17 protein-coding genes and 1 pseudogene are annotated in these 23,456 nt (G+C 73.1%); 13 read left to right on the forward strand and 5 right to left on the reverse strand.

Going from position 1 to position 23,456, the window contains the following annotated elements:
• Positions 1–157: 157 nt before the first annotated feature.
• Positions 158–1,696 (reverse strand): M1 family metallopeptidase, encoded by a 1,539-nt coding sequence (locus AB0F77_RS33075; protein ID WP_361955377.1) that lies wholly within the window; start codon positions 1,694–1,696, stop codon positions 158–160.
• Between the two features lie 144 nt (positions 1,697–1,840).
• Here AB0F77_RS33075 and AB0F77_RS33080 point away from each other — a divergent pair, with 144 nt between their 5' ends.
• The gene (locus AB0F77_RS33080; RefSeq protein WP_361955378.1) at positions 1,841–2,419 is read left to right on the forward strand and encodes a dienelactone hydrolase family protein; all 579 of its coding nucleotides are present in this window, start codon (positions 1,841–1,843) and stop codon (positions 2,417–2,419) included.
• A gap of 45 nt (positions 2,420–2,464) precedes the next feature.
• Here AB0F77_RS33080 and AB0F77_RS33085 read toward each other — a convergent pair whose 3' ends face one another.
• Entirely contained in the window at positions 2,465–3,370 is a 906-nt protein-coding gene (locus tag AB0F77_RS33085) for a hypothetical protein (protein WP_361955379.1), read from the reverse strand.
• A 312-nt stretch (positions 3,371–3,682) separates the two neighbouring features.
• On the opposite strand from AB0F77_RS33085, the gene AB0F77_RS33090 reads away from it, so the two are divergent.
• Entirely contained in the window at positions 3,683–4,456 is a 774-nt protein-coding gene (locus AB0F77_RS33090; protein WP_361955380.1) for a VOC family protein, read from the forward strand.
• 79 nt (positions 4,457–4,535) lie between these two features.
• Here the strand turns inward: AB0F77_RS33090 and AB0F77_RS33095 are convergent, their stop codons facing one another.
• Complete coding sequence (locus AB0F77_RS33095; protein WP_361955381.1) at positions 4,536–6,056, reverse strand: ParB/Srx family N-terminal domain-containing protein; 1,521 nt, start codon at positions 6,054–6,056, stop codon at positions 4,536–4,538.
• Between the two features lie 340 nt (positions 6,057–6,396).
• Here AB0F77_RS33095 and AB0F77_RS33100 point away from each other — a divergent pair, with 340 nt between their 5' ends.
• Positions 6,397–8,688 carry an N-acetylmuramoyl-L-alanine amidase gene (locus AB0F77_RS33100; protein WP_361955433.1) on the forward strand — a complete coding sequence of 764 codons (2,292 nt, stop codon included), beginning with the start codon at positions 6,397–6,399 and terminating at the stop codon, positions 8,686–8,688.
• A gap of 165 nt (positions 8,689–8,853) precedes the next feature.
• Here AB0F77_RS33100 and AB0F77_RS33105 read toward each other — a convergent pair whose 3' ends face one another.
• Positions 8,854–10,173, reverse strand: coding sequence for an FAD-dependent oxidoreductase (locus AB0F77_RS33105; protein ID WP_361955382.1), 1,320 nt, complete (start codon positions 10,171–10,173; stop codon positions 8,854–8,856).
• 269 nt (positions 10,174–10,442) lie between these two features.
• Here AB0F77_RS33105 and AB0F77_RS33110 point away from each other — a divergent pair, with 269 nt between their 5' ends.
• Positions 10,443–11,681, forward strand: a complete 1,239-nt coding sequence (locus AB0F77_RS33110; RefSeq protein ID WP_361955383.1) for a hypothetical protein — start codon at positions 10,443–10,445, stop codon at positions 11,679–11,681.
• Positions 11,678–12,331 carry a hypothetical protein gene (locus tag AB0F77_RS33115; protein ID WP_361955384.1) on the forward strand — a complete coding sequence of 218 codons (654 nt, stop codon included), beginning with the start codon at positions 11,678–11,680 and terminating at the stop codon, positions 12,329–12,331. The genes AB0F77_RS33110 and AB0F77_RS33115 overlap by 4 nt, the downstream gene beginning before the upstream one ends.
• Positions 12,332–12,355: 24 nt before the next feature.
• Here AB0F77_RS33115 and AB0F77_RS33120 read toward each other — a convergent pair whose 3' ends face one another.
• Positions 12,356–14,839 (reverse strand): tetratricopeptide repeat protein, encoded by a 2,484-nt coding sequence (locus AB0F77_RS33120; RefSeq protein WP_361955385.1) that lies wholly within the window; start codon positions 14,837–14,839, stop codon positions 12,356–12,358.
• Between the two features lie 168 nt (positions 14,840–15,007).
• Here AB0F77_RS33120 and AB0F77_RS33125 point away from each other — a divergent pair, with 168 nt between their 5' ends.
• The 8 genes and pseudogenes from AB0F77_RS33125 (at position 15,008) to AB0F77_RS33160 (ending at position 23,425) form a co-directional block, all read left to right on the forward strand.
• Positions 15,008–18,169 carry a tetratricopeptide repeat protein gene (locus tag AB0F77_RS33125; protein WP_361955386.1) on the forward strand — a complete coding sequence of 1,054 codons (3,162 nt, stop codon included), beginning with the start codon at positions 15,008–15,010 and terminating at the stop codon, positions 18,167–18,169.
• A 447-nt stretch (positions 18,170–18,616) separates the two neighbouring features.
• Positions 18,617–18,997 carry a hypothetical protein gene (locus AB0F77_RS33130; RefSeq protein ID WP_361955387.1) on the forward strand — a complete coding sequence of 127 codons (381 nt, stop codon included), beginning with the start codon at positions 18,617–18,619 and terminating at the stop codon, positions 18,995–18,997.
• Between the two features lie 173 nt (positions 18,998–19,170).
• Positions 19,171–19,911, forward strand: a complete 741-nt coding sequence (locus AB0F77_RS33135; RefSeq protein ID WP_361955388.1) for a DUF6879 family protein — start codon at positions 19,171–19,173, stop codon at positions 19,909–19,911.
• Positions 19,908–20,758 (forward strand): annotated as a pseudogene (locus tag AB0F77_RS33140) (helix-turn-helix transcriptional regulator). Before AB0F77_RS33135 ends, AB0F77_RS33140 begins: the two are co-directional and overlap by 4 nt.
• 326 nt (positions 20,759–21,084) lie before the next feature.
• Entirely contained in the window at positions 21,085–21,399 is a 315-nt protein-coding gene (locus AB0F77_RS33145; protein WP_361955389.1) for a DUF397 domain-containing protein, read from the forward strand.
• Positions 21,396–21,920, forward strand: a complete 525-nt coding sequence (locus AB0F77_RS33150) for a hypothetical protein (protein ID WP_361955390.1) — start codon at positions 21,396–21,398, stop codon at positions 21,918–21,920. The genes AB0F77_RS33145 and AB0F77_RS33150 overlap by 4 nt, the downstream gene beginning before the upstream one ends.
• A gap of 9 nt (positions 21,921–21,929) precedes the next feature.
• Complete coding sequence (locus AB0F77_RS33155) at positions 21,930–22,775, forward strand: cupin domain-containing protein (RefSeq protein WP_361955391.1); 846 nt, start codon at positions 21,930–21,932, stop codon at positions 22,773–22,775.
• A gap of 86 nt (positions 22,776–22,861) precedes the next feature.
• Complete coding sequence (locus AB0F77_RS33160; protein ID WP_361955435.1) at positions 22,862–23,425, forward strand: SigE family RNA polymerase sigma factor; 564 nt, start codon at positions 22,862–22,864, stop codon at positions 23,423–23,425.
• Positions 23,426–23,456: the final 31 nt, after the last annotated feature.

Below are 23,456 nucleotides of genomic sequence, written 5' to 3' on the forward strand. Positions count from 1 at the left end.
CCATGCTCGTCGCAGCCAGGACCGACGCAGCAGGGACGAGGCGAGTCGCCCGGCGCCGCCCCTCGTACGTTTCCGTGCCTGGCGCGCCGCTGCGCGCCAACCGTCAACCGCGTGGACCAGCGACCCGGCACAGGCCACCCGGTCGGCGGCAGCGGGTTCACTCCTCGACGGGGTCCGTCCGCCAGTCCGGGTGGCCGGGCATCGGCGGGGTGTCGGGGCCGTACAGCCAGGGCTCCAGAAAGCCCGTCAGGTCCCGGCCCGCCACCTCGGAGGCGAGCGCCATGAAGTCCCGGGTGCCCGCGGCCCGGCCCTGATAGCGCGTCACCCAGGTGCGCTCGATCCGCTCGAAGGCCGCCTCGCCGACCTCCTGGCGCAGCGCGTACAGCACGAGGGCCGAGCCGTCGTAGCGCATCACCTTGAACAGGGTGTCCGCGCCGGGCTCGGCGGGCGCCCCGTCGTCGTGGCGCCACCGGTCGTGCTGCTCGTAGGCGTCCCGCATCGCCTCCTCCAGGTCCGGGCCGCCGTGCTCGCTGGTGTAGAGGCGCTCGTAGAACCGGGCGTGGCCCTCGCTCAGCCACAGGTCCGACCAGCGCCGGATCGCGACGCTGTCGCCCGTCCAGTGGTGGGTCAGCTCGTGCACGAGGTCGCGTTCGGCGGCCACCCGGTCGCCGAGCAGGGCGGCGCTCGGCACCACGGACAGCGACTGCGTCTCCAGCGCCACGGGCAGGTCGGTGTCGCCGACGAGCACGCCGTAGCGCCGGAACGGGTACGGGCCGAGCCGCCGCTCCAGCCAGGCGAGGTGGGCGGGCGTCAGGGCGCGGTAGTCCCCGGTGTCGCCGACCAGCGCGTCCGGCACCGCGTCGCGCACGGGCAGTCCGTGCGGCCCGGTGGCGTCGACGAAGGTGAACCGCCCGATCGCGAGCTGCACGAGCTGCGCGGCGACCGGTGCCTCGGAGTCGTACGTCCACCGGGTCCGCCCGCCGGCCAGCCGCTCCTTCCCCACCAGCCGTCCGCCGGCCACCGCGGTCAGTCCGGGCGGGGTGGTGACCCGGAAGGTGACCGGTGCGCGCAGGCTCGGGTGGTCGTTCGCGGGGAACACCATGCGGGCGCCGTCGGGCTGCGCGTACAGCAGCGTGCCGTCGGGGGTGGGCACCCAGCCGTAGGTGGCGATCGCGTCGGAGCGGTGCCGCTGCTGGGTGGGGTCGGCGGTGTAGGTGACGCGCACGGTGAAGGCGCGGCCGTCCGGGACGGGCCGGGCGGGGGTGACGACGAGTTCGTCGCCGTCGCGCTCGGTCCGCGCGCGTACGCCGTCCACGGTGACCGTGTGCAGGGTGTTGCCCGCGAAGTCGAGGTCGAAGCGGGACAGGGCCTGGGTGGCGGTGGCGCGCACGGTGGCGGTCGCCGGGAACGGGGTGCGGGGGGCCCGCCAGTCGAAGTCGAGGGTGTAACGGTTCACCGTGTAGCCGCCGTTGCCGGCGAGCGGCATCAGCGGGTCGCCGATCCCGGGGGCGCCGGGGGAGGGTTTCGCGGGGGCGGGCGCGTGGTGTCCGGGGGGTGGGGCGGTGGTGTCCCGGCCGGTGCGGTGGCCGGTGCCGGGGAGCACGGCGGCGAGGACGGCGGCCCCGGTCAGCCCGGCGGCACCGGTGAGGAGGAGGGCGGTGCGGCGGGTGGGCCGGGCGCGGCGGGTGCGGATCATGGCCGCAATATGGCAGCGTGTGGGGCGGTTTGCTACTTATGTCAGGTCAGATGACCGCTCTCGGGCGGGGTCCGGGTGGACCGGCGCGGGTCTAGGATGCGGACTGATTTTCGGAAAGATGTTCGACTGATGGGGAGTCCGACGATGGCCGAGGTCGTCCTGTTCCACCACGCCCTGGGGCTCACCGCGGGTGTCACCGCGCTGGCCGGCGAGATCCGCCGGGCCGGACACACCGTGCACACCCCCGACCTCTTCGAGGGGCACACCTTCGACACGCTCGACGCGGGCATGGAGTACGTGCGCGAGACCGGGTTCGGCGAGGTGATCGGACGCGGGGAGCGCGCCGTGCGGGACCTGCCCGCCGCCGTCGTGTACGCCGGGCTCTCCGTCGGGGTGCTGCCCGCCCAGAAGCTGGCGCAGACCAGGGCCGGGGCGCGCGGCGCCCTCCTCTACTACGCGTGCGTCCCCGTCACGGAGTTCGGCGCGGCCTGGCCCGGGGGCGTGCCCGTCCAGGTCCACGGCATGGACGCCGACCCGGTCTTCGCCGGGGAGGGCGACGTCGACGCGGCCCGCGACCTCGTCGCCTCGACCGAGGGCGCCGAACTCTTCCTCTACCCGGGGGACCGGCACTACTTCGCCGACCGCACGCTCGACTCGTACGACCCGGAGGCGGCGGAGCTGCTGAGGGAGCGCACGCTGGCGTTCCTGGCGCGGATGGCCTGACCGGCCGGTCCCCGGGGTCCGGCCGGCCTCACTTCGCGCCCGGTGTCAGAGGCAGAGCACCAGCACGCACAGCTGGGCCGGGTCGGTCGACGCCGGGGGCGGGGTGGTCTGCGGGGTGCCCGGGTCCGTGCCGCCCGACGGCGGCGGTGTGTTGTCGGACTGCTGCGGCGGGGCGGACGGGGTGCTCTGCGTCGGGTCCTGGGCCGCCGGGGGCGGGGTGGCCGACTGCTGGTGCGGGACCGTCGAACGGGCCGGGAACGGGGTGACGGCGCCGTCCGGGCGGGTTCCCGTCAGCGGGACGCCGCCGGGCTGTCCGGCGGCCTGCCCGGGGGACACCGTGCGCTGGTGCGGGACGCCGGGCGCCGTGGTGCGGTCGCCGGGTGCCTCGTGTCCCGGGCGTCCGGCGGCGGGCGTGGCGGGCGAGGCGAACACGGGGCCGGGCGCGGCGTCCGGCGCCGCGTCCTCGGCCCCGCCCATGCTCCGGTTGTCGGGAGCGGACGTGGCCTGCGCGCGGTGGCCGGAACCCCGGTCCATGGAGGCGACGGTGAGTCCGCCGCCGACGAGCGCGACGGCCGTGGCGACGACGGCCCTGCGCTGGTTCTTCTTCCAGCGGGCGAGCTGACGGCGGCGGGCGGCGCGGCCCGTCCCGACGGCCGACGCGTCCTCGGCGTCGACGTCCGGGTACGCGTCCGCCGGGTCGTGGGTCTCCGGGCGGGCCTCCCCGGGAGCGGCGGCGTACGGCGTCGGGCCGTCGTCGTGCCACGTCGCCGTACCGGCGGGGGGGACGGCCGGTTCGCGCACCGCGGGCGCCGCCGCGGGCTCCCAGCGGACCGGCGCGTGGGCGGACGGGGCCGGCGCGATGCGCGGGGCTATGTCGGGGGCGTAGGCGCCGCACCCGGGACACACCAGGGCGCCGTTGAGATGGCGGCGGCACGAGGAGCAGTAGTCCATGACGGGTCTTCCTGGGTCGCTTGCGCCGTCGCCCGCCGGGCCCGGCCTGGTCGCGCTCGCACAGGGTCTCGAGCGGGCAGCAACGCTAACGGGGTATTCGCCGGGCTGTGTGCAGTCTGTGTGGGACTCCTGCGCAGATTCCCCGTGTACCTCGCGCGCATCACCGGTCACAGCGGTAACGGGGCCCGCGCGGTACGGCGTTCCGCAGCGCGGGTGAAACACCCCGTCCCGTACGGCAGTTCGGCCGCCGCCGGGCGCGCGGGGCGGGCATATTGACCGGGTTCCCGCACCGGACCCGCAGGAGGAGATCCCATGCTCGGCACCGACTTCCGCACCGGGTCGCCCATCTGGCTCGACCTCGGCAGCCCCGACACGGACGCGTCCGCCGCCTTCTACGGCGCCGTCTTCGGCTGGCGGTTCCAGTCCGCAGGGGAGGACGCGGGCGGCTACGGGTTCTTCCAGCAGGACGGCAGGACCGTCGCCGCGCTGGGCCGGCTGACCGAGGAGGGGGCGCGGGCGGCCTGGACGACGTACTTCCACAGCCCCGACGCCGGCGCCACGGCCGAGGCGGTGCGGGCCGGGGGCGGCACCGTACGGGTGGAGCCGTTCGACATGGGCGGGCCGGTGATGGCCCAGTTCACCGACCCGCAGGGCGCGCGGTTCGCGGTGCTGCGGTCGGACCGGGGCCTGGAGCGGACCTCGGCGGACAACACGCTTGTGTGGGTCGAACTGCACACCGCGGACCCGGAGTCGGCGATCGCCTTCTACCGCGGCCTGTTCGGCTGGCGCTCCGAGGAGATGAGCGCGCCCGGCATGACCTACCGGGTCCTCTCCGTCGCCGAGGGCGACCGGCAGGAGGGCTCGTTCGGCGGCGTCGCCCCGCTCGCCGACGACCACGAGGAGCCCCGCTGGGTCCCCTACTTCGCGGTGACCGACCCCGACGCGACCACGGCGACGGCCCGGTCGCACGCCGGCACGGTCCTCATGCCCCCCGCCGACGTCCCGGAGGTCGGCCGCATCGCCTGGCTGACCGACCCCCACGGAGCCCCCTTCGCCCTCCTGAGGCCGAACCCCCGCCAGGGCTGACACGGAGGGAGGGGCGTACGGAAGGACGCCCGCCCCCGGCCGGTCGGGCCAGGGGCGGGCGTGGGGTGCGGAGTGGGGGTCAGAGGGTGGCGCACTGGCCCGATCGGGGGCCCCGGACCGTGTTGGGGCGGTCGGCGTTCGTCGGGGCCGGGCTGTTGGCCGCGCAGGACAGCGGGCCCGTGACGGTGTTGCCGGAGACGGTGACCGCCGCGTTGGCCGTGAGCTGCACGGGACCGGTGACCGTGTTGGGCGTGCAGCCCGTGCCGCCGACGACCACCGGACCGGTCGTCCCGGTCACCGACAGCGGGCCGGTGAGGGTGGTGCCGCACAGCTGGACCGTGCTCGCCCCGCTCGTGCCGACGGGACCCTCCACCGTGCTGCCGCGGGAGACCAGCGCCGCGCCCGGACGGACGGTGACGGGGCCGCTGACGTGGGCGCGGTCGAGGCAGGTGACGCCGGAGGACACGGTGAGCGGGCCGCGGCGGGTGCCGGTGACCGTCGTGGTGCAGGCCGGGGCCGGTACGACGTCGGCCTTGAAGTCGAGCGCGTAGGCGAGCTTGCCCGGCTTGGCGTCGTCGATCGGCTTGGCCAGCTTGGCGAACTCGCCGCCCGTCTCCTTCTTGCCGTCGTTCCACTGCGCCATCCGGCCGAGCTCACCGGCGGTCTTCCCGCCCGCCACGAGGTCGTCGTCGCCGAGCGCGGCCATCGCCTGGGACGCCTGCTTCACCAGGCCCAGGTAGGCGGCCGGGTCCGACAGCTGTGCGGGGGTGACGCCCAGCCGGGCGCGCAGCCAGGTGTCCCAGTAGAACTCCAGGAACTCGGCCGACTCGTCGGGCACGGAGTAGCCGATGTCCCGGGTGAAGTAGACGAGACCGCGGTACGGGTCGTCGTGGAAGTTCGCCAGGCCCAGGTGCTGGGGCAGCTGGTCCACGGTGATCGGCCGGTCGTTCTCGTCGCGCAGCCAGACCTTCTGCTCGTCCTTCATCCGCTGCCAGAACGCGCTGGTCGACAACGAGCTGAAGTTGTCGGTGATCCGCACCCGGACGTGCAGGTCCGGGCCGCCGTCGGGCAGCTCGTCCAGCTCGGTGAAGGTGTGGTGGCCGTCCGTCAGGTACAGCGCGCCGCCGGGGCCGACCACCGCCGTCTTCATGGCCGCGACGCTCTCCGGCGTCTCCTGGCCGACCGGCAGTTCGCAGCTGAAGCTCGACGGGTCGTCCAGCCGGGCGCCCGGGTTCACGGACGCGGCCTCGACCTGGCCGTTGGTCTCGCAGAAGTCGTCGAACCGCTTGTTGAAGTCGCCGTTCGCCTCGTCCTTGTCCGAGCGGTAGCGGCCGAGCTTGTAGTACACCTCGTCGTAGCCGAGCACCGACTGCGTCGGGTGCAGCTCGCCCAGCGTCACGTCCAGCAGCTCGCCGGGCCGGACGCAGGTGTGCGCCGCCGCCCCGGAACCGCAGTCCTGCGCCTGCGTCCGCCCCTGCCCCTGGGCCTGTGCCTGCGCCGTGCCCGCCCCGCCGGCGGCGAACGCGCCGCCCGCCAGGACCGCGGCCGTCAGCAGCGCCGCCGCGCGGCGTCTCGGACGCCCGTCACTCGCTTCCCGCATGGTGCCTCCCCTTCGAACGGACGCCCCCCGGCGCCCGGTTCACACCGCAGGACATTCACATGCCGGGGCGATCACCGGATGGACCCCGGGTGAACACACGGTGGCGTGCGCACCCGCGAAACGGGGCGCTGACCCCGAATTCGCAGTGGCATACGTCACTTCGTCCGGCTTCCCCGTGATGCCCGCCGACCGGGGTGCGCTGTAGGGGCAGGGGCGCATCCCTGAGGGGATCGATGCGGATGCGCCGTTCGTGACTGACTTCCGCGGCCCGGTGCGGCCGCGCTGTGGGGTGGGAAACACCGTGAGCCGACGTACGTCGCATGCGTACAGACCCTTGAGCCTGAAACGGAGGGTGTGGTTGACCCTCGGTGCCGTCGTCCTGGGCGGCGGGGGCGTGGTGACGTACGCCGTCGCCAGCCCCGCGCACGACTCCGGCGCCACCCACCGGCCCAAGCGGCCGGTGAAGGTGTACGACCTCGCCCTCAAGGGCACCTCGGGCGGCAAGCGGGAGCTGGCCCGCACCGGGACCCGGCAGTTCTCGATGCTCGGTGTGTCCTGGACCGGTGCCACCAAGCGGCTCGACGGCACGGCCCAGGTGCGCACCCGCTCCCTGGCGAACGGCGAGTGGAGCGACTGGCGGGACCTGGAGGTCACCGCCGACCCGATGGAGCGGCCGGGGCCCGGCGTGCGCGGCGCGTCCGAGCCGCTGTGGGTCGGCCCCTCCGACGGCGTCCAGGTCCAGGTCCGCCACGAGGACGGCACCACGGGCGCGCTCCCCCAGGGCCTGGAGGTCAACCTCGTCGACCCGGGCGTGGTGACCGACGCGGAGACCCGTGTCGACACCGCGGACCCGGCCGGCTTCGCGGTCGCGCAGACCACGGGCACCGAGACCCCGGCCACCGGCACCGAGACCCCGGGCGCCACCCCCACCGACACGGTGGCGCCGAGCGACGGCACGACGACGGACCCGACCCCCTCCGACACGGTGGTCCCGCCGGACCCGGCCGACGTCCCGACGAGCGACGCTCCGACGAGCGACGCCCCGACCACCGCCGCGCCCAGCACCTCGGCGCCCGCCTCCCCCTCGGCCGGCGTGCCGACCGCGCCGCCCTCCACGGTGCCGCAGCCGCCCGTGGTCTCCCGCTCCGCCTGGGGCGCCGACGAGTCGATGAGCCCCGACCCGTCCGAGTACAACACGGACGTGAAGGCCGTCTTCGTGCACCACACGGACGGCGACAACACCTACTCGTGCGCCGACTCGGCCGCCGTCGTACGCGGCATCTACGCGTACCACGTGCAGGTCAACGAGTGGAACGACATCGGCTACAACTTCCTCGTCGACAAGTGCGGCACCGTCTTCGAGGGCCGCAAGGGCGGTATCGGCCTGCCCGTCCTCGGCGCCCACACCTATGGCTGGAACCGTGAGTCCGCGGGCATCGCCGTCCTCGGCGAGTACTCCTCCACCGGCGCCTCGAACGCGGCGCTCGCCGCCGTCGCCCGGATCGCGGCCTGGAAGCTCGGCCAGTACCACGCCGACCCCGCCTCCACCGTCCAGCTCACCGCCGGCGCCACCCAGCCGAACTACTTCGGCACCAAGTTCACCGCGGGTACCGCGTACACCTTCCAGCGGATCTCCGCGCACCGCGACGGCTACAACACCCAGTGCCCGGGCAACGCCCTCTACGCCCAGCTGCCCACCATCCGCGCCTGGGCCGCCGGACCGGTCCAGGGCCTGAAGACCACCTCGGTGAGCGGCGCGAGCCTGTCCGGCTCGACCTACTACACCAAGGGCGCGATCACCCTGCACTGGTCGACCACCACACCGGCCGCGCTGATCTCCAAGTTCGAGGTGCTGGTCGACGGCAAGGCCGTCACCACCGTCGCGGGCAGCGCCACCTCGGCCTCCGCCACCCTGGCCGTCGGCACCCACACCGTCGCCGTACGGGCCGTGCACCAGTCCGGCAGGACCGCGACCGGCACCGCGCTGAACGTCGTCGCGGACACCACCGCGCCCACCTTCACCACCGCGCCCACGCTCACCCTGCGCACCGGCACCGTCAACACGACCGCCGTCCCGGTGACCCTCGGCTGGAAGGCCGCCGACGACAAGGCGCTGCGCCAGGTGGGCCTGCTCGCCCCGGGCACGGCCACCTTCGGCCCGACCACCACCTCCTCCAGCCGCACGGTCACCTCCGGCACCGCCACGACCTGGTCGCTGCGCGCCTACGACTGGGCCGGCAACTACCGCACGGCCTCGCCCTCCTTCACCCCGCTGGTCCTCCAGGAGACCTCGGCGGTCAAGTCCGGCAGCTGGAGCGCGCGTTCGTCCTCCAGCTACCTCGGCGGGAAGTCGTACTCCAGCGGTTCCAAGGGCGCGAGCCTGACGTGGACCTTCACCGGCCGCTCCGCCGCGTGGGTGGTCTCGCGGGCGAGCACCTCGGGACAGGCGTACGTGTACGTCGACGGCGTCAAGGTCTCGACGGTGGACCTGAAGTCGGCGACGACGTCGTACCGGCAGGCGATCTGGACGAAGTCCTGGTCGAGCAGTGCCAAGCACACCGTGAAGATCGTGGTCGTCGGCACCAGCGGCCGCCCGACGATCACCACGGACGGCCTGGTCTACATCAAGTAGGCACAGAGAACACAGACGCACGGACCGGACCGACGACACGTGGCGCCGGCCTCCCGACCTTGAGCGGTCGGTGGGAGGCCGGCGCCACGTTCCCGTTCCTGCCCGTGTCGTACCCGAGCCGCGCCCTCCTTCTCGCGGCCACGGTGACGGCCGTCGCCCTCCTGATCACGACCAGGGGGAAGCCGGGCCTGCGCCCGGCGCGGGCCCCCGGCCCGCTCCGGCCCGCCAGGTCGACCAGGCCCGTTGGCTTTGTTGGTTCGGGCCGCCCACGTGTTTTGTCCGGCGTCCCGCGTGCCGGGCGATGCGTGTGGCGGCGAACTCGGTGCCGGCCACGAACCTGAGCATCGGCCCGAAGGACGGCGCCGCGAGCGAGCCCGTGAAGTACAGCCCCGGCACCGACGCCTCGAACGCCGCGCCCAGCCGGGGCGCCCGCGACCCGGGCACACAGGCCACCGCGCCGCGCACCTCCGGGGACAGGAAGGGGAGGGCGTCGAGGTCGAGGCGGTAGCCGGTGGCGGCGAGGACGTGGTCGACGGTGACACCGTCCCGCCCGCCGCTCCGCCCGACGACGTCCAGCCGGACACGGCCGTCCGCCAGGACCTCGCCCCTGACGACCCGGCAGTCCGTGCGCACCCGTACGACCCCCTCCACCCGCTCCCGCAGCCACCATCCGCCGGACGGTCCCAGCGCCCGCCGGAACAGCAGCATGCGGGCCGCGGCGGGCAGCCACCGCACCCCGCCCGGCGATCCGCACACCGCGGCCAGGGCCCAGCCGGTGCCCAACGGGGAGGCGGGCGCGGCGAGTCGGCGTGCTCTGGAGCGCACGGGCGTGGGCCGCGCGCCCCACAGCACCGCGCCCTCCCGGACCAGCACCTCCGCCTCCGCCCCCGCCTCGTGCAGCAGCGCGGCGCTCTCCAGCGCGGACTGCCCGCCGCCGACCACCGCGACGCGCCGTCCGGCGTACCGGGACAGATCGGTGTGCTGACTGCTGTGCGAGACGAGGCCCTCGGGGTGCGGCCGCCCGTCGGGCGTGAGCCGCAGCAACTCCTCGGGCACCTGGGCGAGTCCGCCGAGCCCGGTGGCCACGACGACGGCCGCGGCCGTCACCTCCCGCCCGTCGTCCAGCCGTACGGCGAACACGTCGCCCGCCCGCCCGACGGCGGCGACCCGGGCGGGGTCGACCGCGCCGACGTACCGCTTCTGGAACCACTGGCCGTACCGCACGAACACGTCGCACGGGATGGGCGTCAACTCGGTCAGCTCCGGTTCGCCGTGCACCCGCCGGAAGTCGGCGAGCCGCGCGCCCGCCTCCGGCGCCGACAGATCGGTGGCGTCCGGGGTCGACTTCAGGAACATCCCGGTGGCCATGGCGTGCCGCCAACTGCCCATGACGTCCCCGAACACCGCCACCGGCACACCGGCCGCGCGCAGATGCGCCGCGACGGACAGCCCGTAGGGCCCGGCCCCCACCACGACGACCGGCAACTCCCGCCCGTCCCCACCCCGTTGACGCGCAAACGACTGAGACACCCGTCCCCCCGACTGGTCGTCGTCCCCTCCGCCGCTCAGTGTCACGCATCGGAGGCGACCCGACACCGAAACCGGAAGGTGTTGCCAAAAATATGGTCGAACCGTTGACCCCCGATGGCCTCCCGACCGGGAGCAAGGGCGCTGCAAGGTGCCTGCAAGGAAAGTGCCGTGCGGTCCGGGCATCCGCCCTCCGTCAGACGACGCGACGAGCGACGGGGGATCGCATGTCCTTGGCAACCACCGGGACGGCACTGATCGAACAGGGACACTGGCTGACCGTGCGGGACTGCAAGCGGGTCTTGGTCGTGGTCCACACGGTGACGTTCGCACAACGGCTGCGGGAGGTGTTCGACCTGCTCAACGCCGACCTGCGGATCCAGGTCGTGTTCACGGCCGCGCCGCACGCGTTCGGCGACGGAGTCGTCCCGTACCTGCGGGGACTGGGCATCGTCCCGGTGCCCTGGGAGGAGGCGCTGCGGGCCGACTTCGACCTCGCGCTGGCCGCGGGATCGCGGGGACTGCACCGGCTGAGGGCCCCGGTGCTGCGGATCTCGCACGGGGCCGGCCACATCAAACCGCTCACCGACCGCTCGGCGCTCGCGCCGGGGGAGCCGCGGGTTCCCGGCATGCTGAGTCCCCGGCATCTGCTGCACGACGGCCGGGTGGTGCCCCGGGCGATCGTGTACGCCCACGAGCGGGACGTGGTGGAACTGGCCCGCACCTGCCCCGAGGCGCTGCCGGTGGCGCAGGTCGTGGGGGACCCGTGCGTCGACCGGATCACCGCCGGCCGGCACCGGCGCGACGACCACCGGCGGGCCCTGGGCCTCGAACCCGGACAGCGGCTCGTGGTCGTCACCTCCACCTGGGGGGCCGGCGCGACGTTCGGGCGGCTCGACTCGCTGCTGCCGCACCTGCTCGGGCAACTGCCCCGCGACGCGTACCGGGTGGCGCTGCTGCTGCACCCGAACGTGTACGCCGGGCACGGGGCGTGGCAGGTGCGGGGGTGGCTGGGCGGCTGCGACGGGGTCGCGCTGGTGCCGCCGGAGGCCGACTGGCAGGCACTGCTGATCGCCGCGGACTGGGTGGTCGCCGACCACGGTTCCTCCGGGGCGTACGCGACGCTCACGGACGCCACGATGCTGCTGACCCCCGGTCCCCGGCGCGAGGTGGCGGCGCACTCCCCGGCCGCGCTGCTGGCCGCGGTCGCGCCGGTGCTCTCGCCGCTGCACCCGCCGGCCGAGCAACTGGAGTACGCGGCACGGCTGCGGGCGCCCGGCCAGTACGACGAGGTGGCGGCGTCGCTCTCCTCGGCGCCCGGCGAGTTCCACCGCCGGATGCGCGCGGTCGTCTACCGCCTCCTCGCCCTCCCCGAACCGGCCCACCCCCCGACGGTCACACCGCCGCCTCCCCTTTCCCCCCTGGAGAGTTGGGACGTACGCGCACCGAGGGGGGCGACACGATGACGGAGCCCGGCGCCCGCCCGGCGGTGTTCTCCCGCGGGTGGACGACGGTGTGCTTCCCGGGCCCCGGGTGCCGGGGGGACCGGCTCGGCGGCGCCGGGGACGGACCGTGGGGCGCCGGAGCCGGACCGTGGGGCGGTGTCGGTGTCGAGTGGTGGTCGCCGACCGGGCGCGGGCTCGCGGTCGTCCGGGCCGGCACGCCGTCCGGTCCGGCGGGCTGCTGCCCCGTGCCCTGTCCGCGGCTCCCGTGCGACACCCACCTGTGGGCGGAGGCGGACGCCCCGCACGGTTCACCCGTGTCGCCGCCCGTGGAGCGCGCCGATGTGGTGTGCGCCAACATGGAGAGCGCCAACATGGAGAGCGCTGATGTGGTGTGTGCCGACGTGGTGTGCGGCCGTGGGCCGTCGTCGGTGCGGGACCTGCTCGCACGGCACCCCGGTTGCCTCGTCGCCGCCGCTCCCGCACCCGGTGGGGCGGTCGCCGTCGGGGTCCGGGGCGGGGCGGGCGGGCCGTGGTGCGGGGCGGTCCGGCGCGGCGGCGCGGTCTCCGTCCGTGTCGTCGCCTCCGTCACGCACGCGTGGCTCGCCGCCGGGAGGCACCCGGGCACCTTGCTGTCCGTGACCCCGGTGCCCGGCCCCGTGACGGTGCCGTAGCCGGAGAGGCGGCCGGCCGTGGGATCACAGGTCCCGCAGCCGGCCGTCCAGGCGTCGCGCGTCCTCGGGATCGAGCTGCCGGAACAGGGCGAGCGCCGCGCGGTAGTGTTCCGCCGCCTCCGTCCCCTCCCCCCGGCCCTCGGCGGCCAGCCCCAGCCACTCCAGGCAGCGCGCCTCCCAGTGCCCGGACCGGGCGTCACCCTCCCGGAAGCCCCGGAGCGCCCGCTCCAACAGGCTTACGCCCTCGCCGTGTTCACCGTCCCGGACCAGGACGTGGCCGAGCAGCGCCCGCACCCGTGTCTCCTCGTACGTCTCGTCCAGCGCCGCCAACTCCTCGGCGGCCCACGCCAGATGCCCGGCCGCCGATACGAAGTCCCCCGTCTCCAGCGCCGTTTCCCCCAGCCGCCGTCGGGTCAGCGCCGCGCCCCGCCGGTAACCGATCGACTCCCGCAGCCGCAGGGCGTGCTCGAAGTGCGCGCGGGCCTCGTCGAACCGCCGGGCCAGCAGCGCGAGATGGCCGAGCCCGTTCACGGCCTGCGCCTGCTGCCGTACGTCCCCGTCCGCCACGGCCGCTCCCAGCGCCTCCCGGTACCAGTCGGCGGCCTCCGCGTACCGCCCCGCGGCACGCAGCCCCATGGCACCCGAGGTGAGCATGCGGTCCCGGCCCGCCGCGGAGCCGTCGTGCCGGGCCGCTTCCAGCCCGAGGCGATGGGCCTCGACCCACAGATCGGTGGGCCGGTGCCGCTGGAACAACGGCCAGGCCACGTCGGCCAGCCGCCAGCACGCGGTGTGCCAACCCGCCCGGGAGCAGTGCCGGACGGCGCCCATGATGCCGTGGCGATGGGTGTCCAGCCAGGTCAGCGCCGCGTCGGGGCCGGCTAGCGGGGTGGGCGCGACGCCGTCCACCACGATGTCGTGCCCCGGCAGCCGGTGTGCTGGAGTGAGGATCGCCTCGGCCGCGGCCGTGGTGGCCAGACACCAGTCGACGTACCGCCGCAGCGTCCGCTCCCGCCCGTCCGGGTCCTCCCGCTCCGCGCCGAGCCGGCGGGCGTGCGGCTGGACGAGGTCGTGCAGCCGGTAGGTGTCCGGGCCCGTCTCCTCCAGGAGGTTGGCCTCCACGAGGGTCTGCACGGCCAGGTCGGTCGTGTCGGCACCGCCCGGCGTCGGCGCGGCACCGGCTACGGCGGCCAGCGTGAACAGGTCGTACCGGTCCGCGGGCAGCAGCCCCATCCGCCGGTAGAGCGCGGCGCCGGGACCCGGCAGCAGGTCGTACGACAGATCGAGCGCCCTGCGCAGCACCGCCTCCCCGTCCGCGCGCAGCACGTCGGCGGCCCCGCCCGGCCCGCGCCGCAGGCTCTCGGCGAGCGCGGACACGGAACGGTGCGGTCGCACGGCGAGCTGGGCGGACGCCAGACCGACGGCGAGCGGCACCCGCCCGCACAGCCGGACCACCTCACGCGCGGCGACGGGCTCCCGGGCCACCCGTGTCCCGCCGCCGACCGTGAGGAGTTCGACGGCCGACTCCACCGGCAGCCCGTCGAGACGGTGTACGGCCGCCCCGTCGGCCCGCAGCCCCGTGAGCGAGTTCCTGCTGGTCACCACGGTGAGTCCGGCGGGGGCGCCGAGCAGCAGGGGCCGTACCTGGGCGGAGGTGAAGGCGTTGTCCAGCAGGACGGCGAGCCGCAGGTCCGCGGTGAGCGAGCGCCACAGGGCGCCGCGCCGGGTGGTGCCGGCCGGCGGCGAGGACACCCCGAGGGCGACGAGGAAGGCTTCGAGGACGGTGCCGGGGGCGACGGGTCCGTGCTCCTCGTCGACGGCGTGCCCGGACAGGTCGGCGTAGAGCTGGCCGTCCGGGAACCGGCCCGTGTTCTCGTGCAGCCAGTGCGCGACGAGGGTCGTCTTGCCGACGCCGGCGAGCCCGGTGACCGCCAGCACGCGGGACTCCTGCCCGGGGCCTTGGCCCAGCAGTTCGTCCAGGGCCCGCCGGTCGTGCTCGCGGCCGATGAACCGGGCGGTGACCGGCGGGAGTTGGCGGGGGACCGGTCGCCGGGGGCGGGGCGGTTCGGGCCGGTTGTGGTAGTGGATGCCGCCGTACACGTCACGGGCCTGCACGCTGGGGCCGTGCAGCACGGAGTTGCCGCCGATGACGTTGTGGGTCGCCGCGGGGGCGGCTGGACGCGTGGGCGTGTGCCGCCGTGACCAGGCGGTGAGTGCCGCGCCCGCCGGGCCGTCCTGCGCGCGGACCCGGTCCAGTTCGTCGGCGAGCCGCCGCAGTGCCGCCCCGGTCCCGTCCGGCGGCCAGAGCCGGGCCACGGCCGGGTCGGTGGGGGCGAGCGCCGTCACGACACCGGCCAGCTCCGCCCACGCGGCGGAGTTCCGGTCCGCGGCGCAGGCCGCCAAGGCCGCGTGCAGGGCCGTCCCATGGCCCGTACGGTCCGGGCGGTCCGAACGGTCGGCACGATCCGCACGGTCGGCACGGTCCGGGCGGTCCGACGGGAAGTCCTCCACGGTGCGGCTCCTTCAGGTGCGGGCGGTGCGGGTGGTGCGGGTGGTGCGGCGCGCGGGTGCGATGCCTTCGAAAGCCCTCCCCGTTCCAGGCGGGAGGGGAACAGATTGGCTTCCAACTCGCTCAGTTTTGGACTTAGTTGGCTCCCGTATGGTCTCGATGGCAGGTTCATGGCAGTCTCGAACGCCCGGCCAGCAGAAGGCCCTACCGGCGGGAGGACGCTGGTGGAGTTCGAAGTTCGACTTTCGGGATCGGTCGAAGTACGAGCCGCCGGCCGCCGCAGTGACCTCGGACCAACCCAGACCCGTGTTGTGCTCGCCGCCCTCGCCTGGGACGCCGACCGTTTCGTCAGCGTGGACAAGCTCATCCACCGCGTCTGGGACGAGCACCCGCCCGTCAAGGCCCGGGAGGCGCTGCACTCCCACGTGTCGAGGATCCGCCGCGCCCTGCGCACCGTCGGCGGTGAGGCACCCGCGCTGGTCAGCCGGACGAACGCGTACATCCTGCACATCGACCCCGACCGGGTGGACCTGCGCTGCTACACGGACCTCGTCCACCAGGCCCGTTCCCTGCGCGGGAGCGACGAGCCGGCGGCGCTGCGCCTGCTGGACCGGGCGGACCGCCTCTGGCGCGGTGAACCGCTGGCCGGGATCGCCGGCTCCTGGCCGGAGCACCTGCGGGCGGCCGTCGGCGAGACACGGGTGACGGCGGCCACGACCCGCGCCGAGATCCTGATGGGCCGGGGCGGGTTCGCCGACGCGGTGCCCGTCCTGCTGCCACTGGTCGAGGAGCGCCCCGTCGACGAGGCCATGGCCGAGCTGCTGGCCGTCGCCCTCTACGGCAGCAGCCGTACGGCCGAGGCGACCAGGCTGCTCCAGCGCACACGGCAGCGCGTCGTGCGGGACATCGGCCTGGACGCGGGCCGTGGGCTGCGCCGTGTTCACCAGGGCATCCTGTCCGGAACACCCGCGAGCGACCTGCTGCGGCGCGCGGACCGGACCGGGCCCGCACCCGTCCGCCCCGTCCCTGCCGCGCGTCGGGCCCCGGACAACCTGCCGCGCGACGTGCCCTGGGTCGGCCGCCGCGACGAACTGCGCCGGCTCGGGGCGGTGCTGCGCGAGGACAAGGGCGACGGGGGTGTCGTCGTGACCGTGGAGGCGATCCACGGCATGGGCGGCGTCGGGAAGAGCGCGCTGGCCGTGCACCTCGCGCACGGACTGCGCGACCGCTACCCGGACGGCAGGCTCTTCGTGCACCTGGGCGGCGGGGGATCACCGGACCGTACGGCGTCGTCCCCGGTCCGTGTGCTCACCGAACTGCTGCGGCTGCTCGGCATGGACGTGAAGGACCTCCCGCGCGACACCGACGAACTGGTGGCGCTGTGGCGCTCGACGGCCCAGGACCGCCGCATGCTGGTGATCCTGGACGACGCGGCCGACTCGGCCCAGGTCCGCCCGCTGCTGCCCGGCGCCTCGCCCACGGCGGTCGTCGTCACCAGCCGCAGACGCCTGCCCGGACTGCCGGGCGTACGGGCCCTCTCGCTCGACCTGCTGCCGCCGCGGGACGCGGTCGCGCTGTTCACCCAGCGACTGGGGCAGCGCCACGGCACCGACGAGGCGGACCTGGCGGAGATCGTCCGGCTCTGCGACCACCTGCCCCTGGCCGTCGAGATCGCCGCCAGCCGACTGCTCGCGCGCCCGTCGTGGACCACCGCGGACCTGCTGCGGGAACTGCGCGGAGGAGTGAGCGGGGGTGCCCGGCTCGCGGCGCTGCGGGACGGCGAGCGGTCCATGGCGCATGTGTTCGCGCCCTCCTATCACGCGCTGAACGCCGAACAGAGGCTGGTCTTCCGGCGTATCGGTCTGCACCGGGGGGTGGAATTCGGCCCGGCCGCGGTGGCGGCGCTGACCGGACTCTCCGTGGAGGCCGCCGAGCGGGTACTCGAAGAACTGATGGTGCATCAGTTGGTGGCCGAGCCGACTCCACACCGTTTCACCATGCACGATCTGCTGCGCGGATACGCACGTTCACTGATCGACAAGGGCGAGACGGACTCCGCGGAGGACATCCACCGGGCGGTGCGCGATCTGATGGCCCATTACATGTGCGTTGCTGACCGGGCCGACCGTCTGGCCTATCCATTCCGCTCAAGGATCGCCCTCGACGCCGACGGCGACGGTGGTGCGCCACCGCGGACGGAGGTGGCCGACGCGCAGTCGGCGGAGTCCTGGTTCATCACCGAGAGCGCCAATCTCCTGGAGACGCTGACCTGGTACGCGGAGCACGCGCCGGAACGCCGGCTGGCCCTCGCGGTGCACGTGCTCGCGGGGTTCCTCGACATGGAGGGTCATCTCGCCACGGCAGAGCCCCTGTTGAGGCGGGCCGTCGCCCACTGGGACGCCGAGGGGGACCGGGCGGCGCGGGCGCGGGCGCTCCTGGACCTGAGCGCCGTGCACACCCATGGCTCCCGCTACGAGGAGGGCGTTGCGGACGCCCGGGAGGCCCTGGAGACGGCACGGTCACTGGGCGACGCGGAACTGGAGGTCCGCTGCATCCACCAGTTGTCGATCCTGCTCTGGCAAACGGGAGAATACACATCGGCCCAGTCACTCCAGAAAAGGTCGCTGGATCTGCTGACGAGGGTCGGCGACACGTTACAGATGGCGCGCAGTCACAATCTCCTGGGCATCACTCACTTACACCTGGCGGAAAACGAGGAAGCCTTTTCCTCTTTTGAGAAGGCGTTGGTTCAATTCACCATGCTGGACGACGCACGTGGTCGATACAGCACGCTGAATAATTTGGCCAAGTTGCACCAAAGGATGGGTGATCTCGCTGCGGCGGAAGAGGCCTTTCGTGGCGCGATCGGTGTAGCCGAATCGACCGGTAGCAAAAGGGATCAGGCGACCATCCGCATGAATTTGGCCAGTGTGCTGGAGGCGCGCGGGAAACCGGACGAGGCCCTGGCTCTGTACAACGCCATCGTGCCGGTGCTGAGAGAGGTGGGCGATCGGCGGGCTCAAGCCATAGCGCTGAACGGTACCGGCAGAGCGCTACGCGTGATCGGCCGCGGTGAGGAAGCCCTGACCTGGCATGAGGAGGCGTTGGACGTGGCACGCCGAGTTCATGCTGTAGGCGAGGAAATCGATTTTCTGTTCGACCTCGCTCAGGCAGAGCAGAGCGTGGGCCGGGTCGAGTTGGCCGTGAGCCACTTGGAGCAGAGCCTGATCGTGAGCCATCGGGTGGGCGCCCGCGCGGAGGAGGACCGTGCGGCGCGCGCTCTGAGCGAACTGCGCGGAGAGTTGGACAGGTTCCCCGAGTCGGGCCGGTAATCCGTCGCCGGCCCAGCCGTTGATCTACGCGCATCAAATTCCCTATTGCGTAGAATGCGTGTGCGATTGTGTGGCGCTCGCGTGAGTCCGGTAGCCTGCCGATCGCCGACCGGGGGGGTGTCGGCCTGGAATTCAACGGATAGCGGGGTTGGCTCGGCTTTACGGCTCTGTGTTCGAATCCCGTGATGACCTAGAACGGAAAGTGGATGAGCAGAAAGCTTTTGCTCGTTGTCGTGTACACGTGCATAGGGTACGTGATGGCCCGGGACCTGCTTCCGCCGTCGGGCGGCATCTGACGGCAGCGCGTTCGCCGCGCCGGGGTCTGGTCGCCGTCCTCGTGGCTCGGCCCCGGACGCCGGGCAAGGCCGATTGACGGCTCACCGGAGGGTGTCCGTCCGTGGTTACCCTGGATTTTTCGGGCCGTTCGTGGCAGACGGGGGCGTGGGGATGGACGAGATCTCGGGGCTTGTCATGACGGTCGCGGCCGGTGCCGCCGGGGAGGTGGGCCGGCACCTCTGGGAGACCCTGGTCGCCCTCGTGCGCCGCACTCCCGATGAGCCCGCGGCGGTCAGGGCGACGGCCGAGCCCGAGTTGACCGCCCTCGGCGAGGCCCCTCACGACCCCGACCGGGCAAGCGCGTTGAGCGACGCGCTCCTGCTCCGCGCGCAACAGGACCCGGCCTTCCGCACGGCCCTCACCGACTGGTGCCGGCACGCCCGCTCATTCCGCAGCGACGACAATTCCACGCATAACACTGTGGGCGGGGGCTCCCAGTCCGCCCCGATCCTCCAGGGCCGCGACTTCTCCAACATCACCTTCGGAAGCTGACGCCCGGCGCAACCAGGGGGCTCGTTCAAGCGTGAGCCCCGGGTGCAGGCGCATCGGCGATTGCGAGCAAGCGGCCGGACCACTCACGGCGGAAGCAATCCCGAGCAATCCGTCCGCGCCCGCGCACGATCCGCAGCATGCTGAGGGTCTAACCAGCGCAGATGGAGGGCGACATGACGCTCAGGCTCATCGGCACCACCAGCGACGAAGGAGACTGCCCCACCCTGTACGAGATCGAGGGCACAGATGAGATCCTCGTCCAGGGCGACCGCGAGATCGAGCCCCAGCACCTGGCCCAGCTGCGCGACGTGAAACCGTCCGAGACCTTCGTACGGGTACCCCGCAGCCTGCTCACGCGCTACGCCCCGCGAACCGAGGCCCCCGAACTGGTGCCGTTCTCCTCGATCACTCACCTGTTCCGGGAGTTCCGGCACACCGCCTGGCGGCTGGAGACCCGCCGCGGCTACGCCTCCGACCGCAGCGGCCCGAAGTGGTCCCGTTGGCAGGCCGGGGAGGACATCGTCGCGGAGCCGGCCAATGCATGGCGCGAGAACGTCGCTGCGCAGACCGCCGCCGGGAAGCGATTCGAGCGCGTCCGCCTCGTCGACGAACCGGCCACAGAGGGCCAGCGGTTCCTCCTCGCCAGCGCCCCGGGCAACGTCGCCGCCGGCGAGGACATCCGCAACCTCACCCGCGCCCGGGCGCGGGAACTGCGGCTGCCGGACTTCGACTTCTGGCTGTTCGACTCGAAGATCCTCGCGCGGTTCGCGTTCGACGAGGAGGACACCACCCTTGGGGTGTACGTCACCGAGGACCCGGCTGAAGTCCTCGCCGCCTGCCAGGCCCGTGATGCCGCCTGGCACCACGCCGTTCCTACAGCCGAGTTCGCTGAGCGGGTAGCTTCCACCGTGTGACCACCGACTTCCAGACGGCACGCGAAGCCCTCGGTGCCCGCTGCGCGAGCTGCGCACCGAGGCCGGTCTGGAAGGCAAAGACCTCGCGGCCGAACTCGGCTGGCAGACATCCAAGATCAGCCGCTTCCAGAACGGCAAGCAGACCCCCACCAAAGCGGACCTCACCGCCTGGGCGCAGGCCGTCGACCGCCCGGACGCCGAGGACGAGCTGCACGGGCTCCTCGCCGCCCTCGGCATGAAGGAGCAGCGGCACCGCTCGTGGCAGCGCCAACTCGCGAGCGGACACCGTGGCCGCCAGGAGATCGCGGTCAAGCTGACCGACCACACCCGTCACATCCGCGGGCTGGAGGTCAGCCGCATCCCGGGCCTGTTCCAGACGCCCGAGTACGCACGCGCCCTCTTCGACGCGCTGGCCGACTTCCGCGGCATCGCCCCGAACACGGAGGCGGCTGTCGAGGCACGGATGCGGCGGCAGGAAGCCCTTTACGACCCGGCCAAGTCGTTCCACTTCGTGCTGTGCGAGGCCGCCCTGTACCACCGCGCATGCCCGACGGACGTGATGGCCGAACAACTGGACCGGCTGTTCAACCTGGTGGGCCGGCGGCGCATCGAGCTGGGGATCATCCCCTTCGGCGCGCAGCTGCGGCGCACCGTCCCGCACGGCTTCTGGATCTATGACCAGAAGTTGGTGATCGTGGAGACGATCGGCGAGGAGCTATGGCTGCCCGGGGCCGAGGACATCGCCCTGTACGAGCGGGCCTGGGAGTGGCTGTCGGCGGCAGCCGAGTACGGTGCACCGGCGCGGCGCCTGATCGGCCGCGCGCGGGCGTCACTGAGCCTCGCGTAAGGAATCCGCGCAACCGGTCGGGCTACTCGCGCAATCGCGCGCAATCGGCGCCCGGCCGCGCAATCACCCTGCATATGGTCCTGCCATGGCTCATCCACCGATGCGCTTCGCCGCACTGTACGAGGCCGGGGACTCGTGGCTCGTCCGCTGCTCCTCGCGGCCGAACCTGTGTCCTGCGGCGCACGCTGCGACCAGCCATCCGGAAGAGGGACGCAAGCCGGTCGTACGACGTCGTCTCCTCGCACCCGGCACAGGTCGAGCCCCGGGGTGGGTGCACCACGGCTCGGAGACCGCCTCTCCGCGAGCAGGATCACTGGAGGTCGGACATGGCCAGGCCCAACCTGTACGAGGTGCCCGCAGCCGTCGACACGCCCGCACGAACGTGGTGCGGCGGCAATCTGGGCGGCGACAACGAGACGTGCGTGACCACCACGGCGCTGGCCGGGATGGATGCGTACATCGTCGGCGATTCGAAGCCCGAGGGCTTCGGGCGCGAGCTGCGCATGACCGGCGCGGAGCTCGACACGTTCGCCGTCGACTGGGCCCGCAGCCGCGGCCTGGCGCTCCAGCCGAGCGCTCCCTCGTCGCACACAACGGGCCGCCCCTCCGCCATGGGGCGGCCCGTCCCGGAGGACGTATGACCACCACCGCACCTGCGGCACCCAAGCTCACCAGCCAGACATGGACCGGCCACTGGCACGGCTACGGCCCGTGGGCCGGCTCTCCCACCGTCTACGCCAAGGAGGGCAGCAGGAGGCCTCCCCATCCTGTGCGGCCGGCGACGGAAGCAAACCACGCCACCCGCTACCAGGAGGCTGCCGGCGAGTTCGCCACATCCAGCCTCCCCCCCCTGATGTCCGGCCATTGGCTGGCCAAGGAAGGCCGGACCGCGGCCGACCGCACCTGGACGGACGTCACGGACGTCGTCCAGTGGCTGGAGAGGCACTACATCGACCAGCCTCCCTTCGAGCGGACCGACGGTCTGCGGGCCTACGTCGGTCTTGAGGTGAAGGTCGCGTACGCCTACGACGTCCTCCCCCGGGGAGTCGACGTCGCCTGGATCCACTACACGCAGTCCCGGAACCTGTTCTCGGCCAGCATCGTGTGCTTCCCGAACCTCTTCCACCCGGACCTTCCGTGTCCGCTGCTCCCTCGCGGCTGAGGAGACCGGATGTCACTGAGCCTGCTGCTGCCCCCGCAGGGGTTGGCCGAACTTCTCTCCGAATGGCCGGCAGAACCGCGCGTGTACGAACGCGGGCGCACAGCACTCGACAGCGTCGTCACCGTCCGCTCCCTGCACGAGTGGATCGACAGCGGTTGTGTCCCTGCCGCCGAGGTGGCCGTCATGAAGGCCGGACCGTCCAACCGGGAGGCGTTCAAGTCCAACGGGCGCACCGACCCCGTCAAGCTCCGCAAGCTCTACGCCGACGGCCACAGCATCCGCCTGGGCAACCTCCAGCGCGTCATCCCGGCCTTCGCCGGCATGACCGAGGCCATCCAGCGGGAGACCGGCTACAGCAACTACGTCCACGCCTTCCTCACACCGGCCGGTGAGCAGGGTCTGCTCCACCACTGGGACCAGCAGATGGCGGTCGTCGTGCAGCTTTCCGGGGTCAAGACGTGGCAGTTGTGGCGGCCGGTGCACGACGCCCCGATGCGCGAGTACCAGGAGTCCTTCCGGGTCTGGCAGCCCGGGTTCATCCCGGCCTGGGAGGCGGCCGGACCGGACATGTCGATCGACCTTGAGGCCGGACAGACACTGGTGCTGCCGAGAGGCTGGGTGCACAACCCTCATGCCCTGAACAGCGAGTCGGACAGCGTCCACCTCACCTACGCCATCCGGGAGCGCACTCCGCTGTGGCTCGCCGAGCAGTTGGTGGCGCGGGCGATTCAGGAGCCGGAGTTCCGGCGCATCATCCTGCCCCGGGACATCACCCCAGACAGCCTCGCTCTTCTGGCCGGGGCTCCGAGCCCCCCAGAACCCGGACTGTCCCGCGGCCGAGGGCGAAGTGTGTGACCCGGGTCTCATCGCTTACCGGTGTGCAGCAGGCGCCGGGGCTTCTACGTCGGGGAGGGGTGACAGGAAGGGAGGAGCGTGTGGATCTGGTGACTGAGCGGGAGTCGCGTGCCGGGCTCGGCGAAGTCGGGCCGGTGGAGAGGGACTTCCACGGGTTCGTCGTCGCGCGGTCGGCCGTACTGTTCCGTGGCGCCCTGGTCCTGACGGGAAACCGTGAGGCGGCGGAGGACCTGGTCCAGGAGACCCTGGAGCGGGCCTGCCGCAAGTGGCGCGTCATCGCCGCCAAGGACGCTCCGGACGCCTATGTGCGCCGGATCATGGTGAACCTGGCCAACGACCGGTGGCGCAGGTTCCGCCGCACGGCCCCGTACCGGGCCGACGGCGACACGGTGGCGGCACAGGACCAGTACGGGCAGGTGGACACCAGGGACCAGTTGGTCCGGGCCCTCCAGGGTCTGCCGATGCGGATGCGGACGGTGGTGGTCCTGCGGTTCTTCCACGATCTGTCCGACGACGAGATCGCGGCCGACCTGGGGATCTCACCGAGCACCGTACGCTCGCAGCTCGCTCGCGGGATCGCCAAGCTCAGAGGCCAGTTCCCCGCACTCTCCGGCCCTTCGACGCAGCAGCCCGCGGAAGGAACACGATGACGTCACACGGTCCATGGCCTTCCGGGGGCCC

It is taken from the genome of Streptomyces sp. NPDC026672, assembly GCF_040638185.1.
Lineage (GTDB): Bacteria > Actinomycetota > Actinomycetes > Streptomycetales > Streptomycetaceae > Streptomyces.

Excerpts from the sequence above, each read along its gene's own strand:
- AB0F77_RS33075 (WP_361955377.1), bottom strand. The coding sequence starts at position 1,696 with ATGATCCGCACCCGCCGCGCCCGGCCCACCCGCCGCACCGCCCTCCTC.
- AB0F77_RS33080 (WP_361955378.1), top strand. The coding sequence starts at position 1,841 with ATGGCCGAGGTCGTCCTGTTCCACCACGCCCTGGGGCTCACCGCGGGT.
- AB0F77_RS33085 (WP_361955379.1), bottom strand. The coding sequence starts at position 3,370 with ATGGACTACTGCTCCTCGTGCCGCCGCCATCTCAACGGCGCCCTGGTG.
- AB0F77_RS33090 (WP_361955380.1), top strand. The coding sequence starts at position 3,683 with ATGCTCGGCACCGACTTCCGCACCGGGTCGCCCATCTGGCTCGACCTC.
- AB0F77_RS33095 (WP_361955381.1), bottom strand. The coding sequence starts at position 6,056 with ATGCGGGAAGCGAGTGACGGGCGTCCGAGACGCCGCGCGGCGGCGCTG.
- AB0F77_RS33110 (WP_361955383.1), top strand. The coding sequence starts at position 10,443 with ATGTCCTTGGCAACCACCGGGACGGCACTGATCGAACAGGGACACTGG.
- AB0F77_RS33115 (WP_361955384.1), top strand. The coding sequence starts at position 11,678 with ATGACGGAGCCCGGCGCCCGCCCGGCGGTGTTCTCCCGCGGGTGGACG.
- AB0F77_RS33125 (WP_361955386.1), top strand. The coding sequence starts at position 15,008 with ATGGCAGTCTCGAACGCCCGGCCAGCAGAAGGCCCTACCGGCGGGAGG.
- AB0F77_RS33130 (WP_361955387.1), top strand. The coding sequence starts at position 18,617 with ATGGACGAGATCTCGGGGCTTGTCATGACGGTCGCGGCCGGTGCCGCC.
- AB0F77_RS33135 (WP_361955388.1), top strand. The coding sequence starts at position 19,171 with ATGACGCTCAGGCTCATCGGCACCACCAGCGACGAAGGAGACTGCCCC.
- AB0F77_RS33145 (WP_361955389.1), top strand. The coding sequence starts at position 21,085 with ATGGCCAGGCCCAACCTGTACGAGGTGCCCGCAGCCGTCGACACGCCC.
- AB0F77_RS33150 (WP_361955390.1), top strand. The coding sequence starts at position 21,396 with ATGACCACCACCGCACCTGCGGCACCCAAGCTCACCAGCCAGACATGG.
- AB0F77_RS33155 (WP_361955391.1), top strand. The coding sequence starts at position 21,930 with ATGTCACTGAGCCTGCTGCTGCCCCCGCAGGGGTTGGCCGAACTTCTC.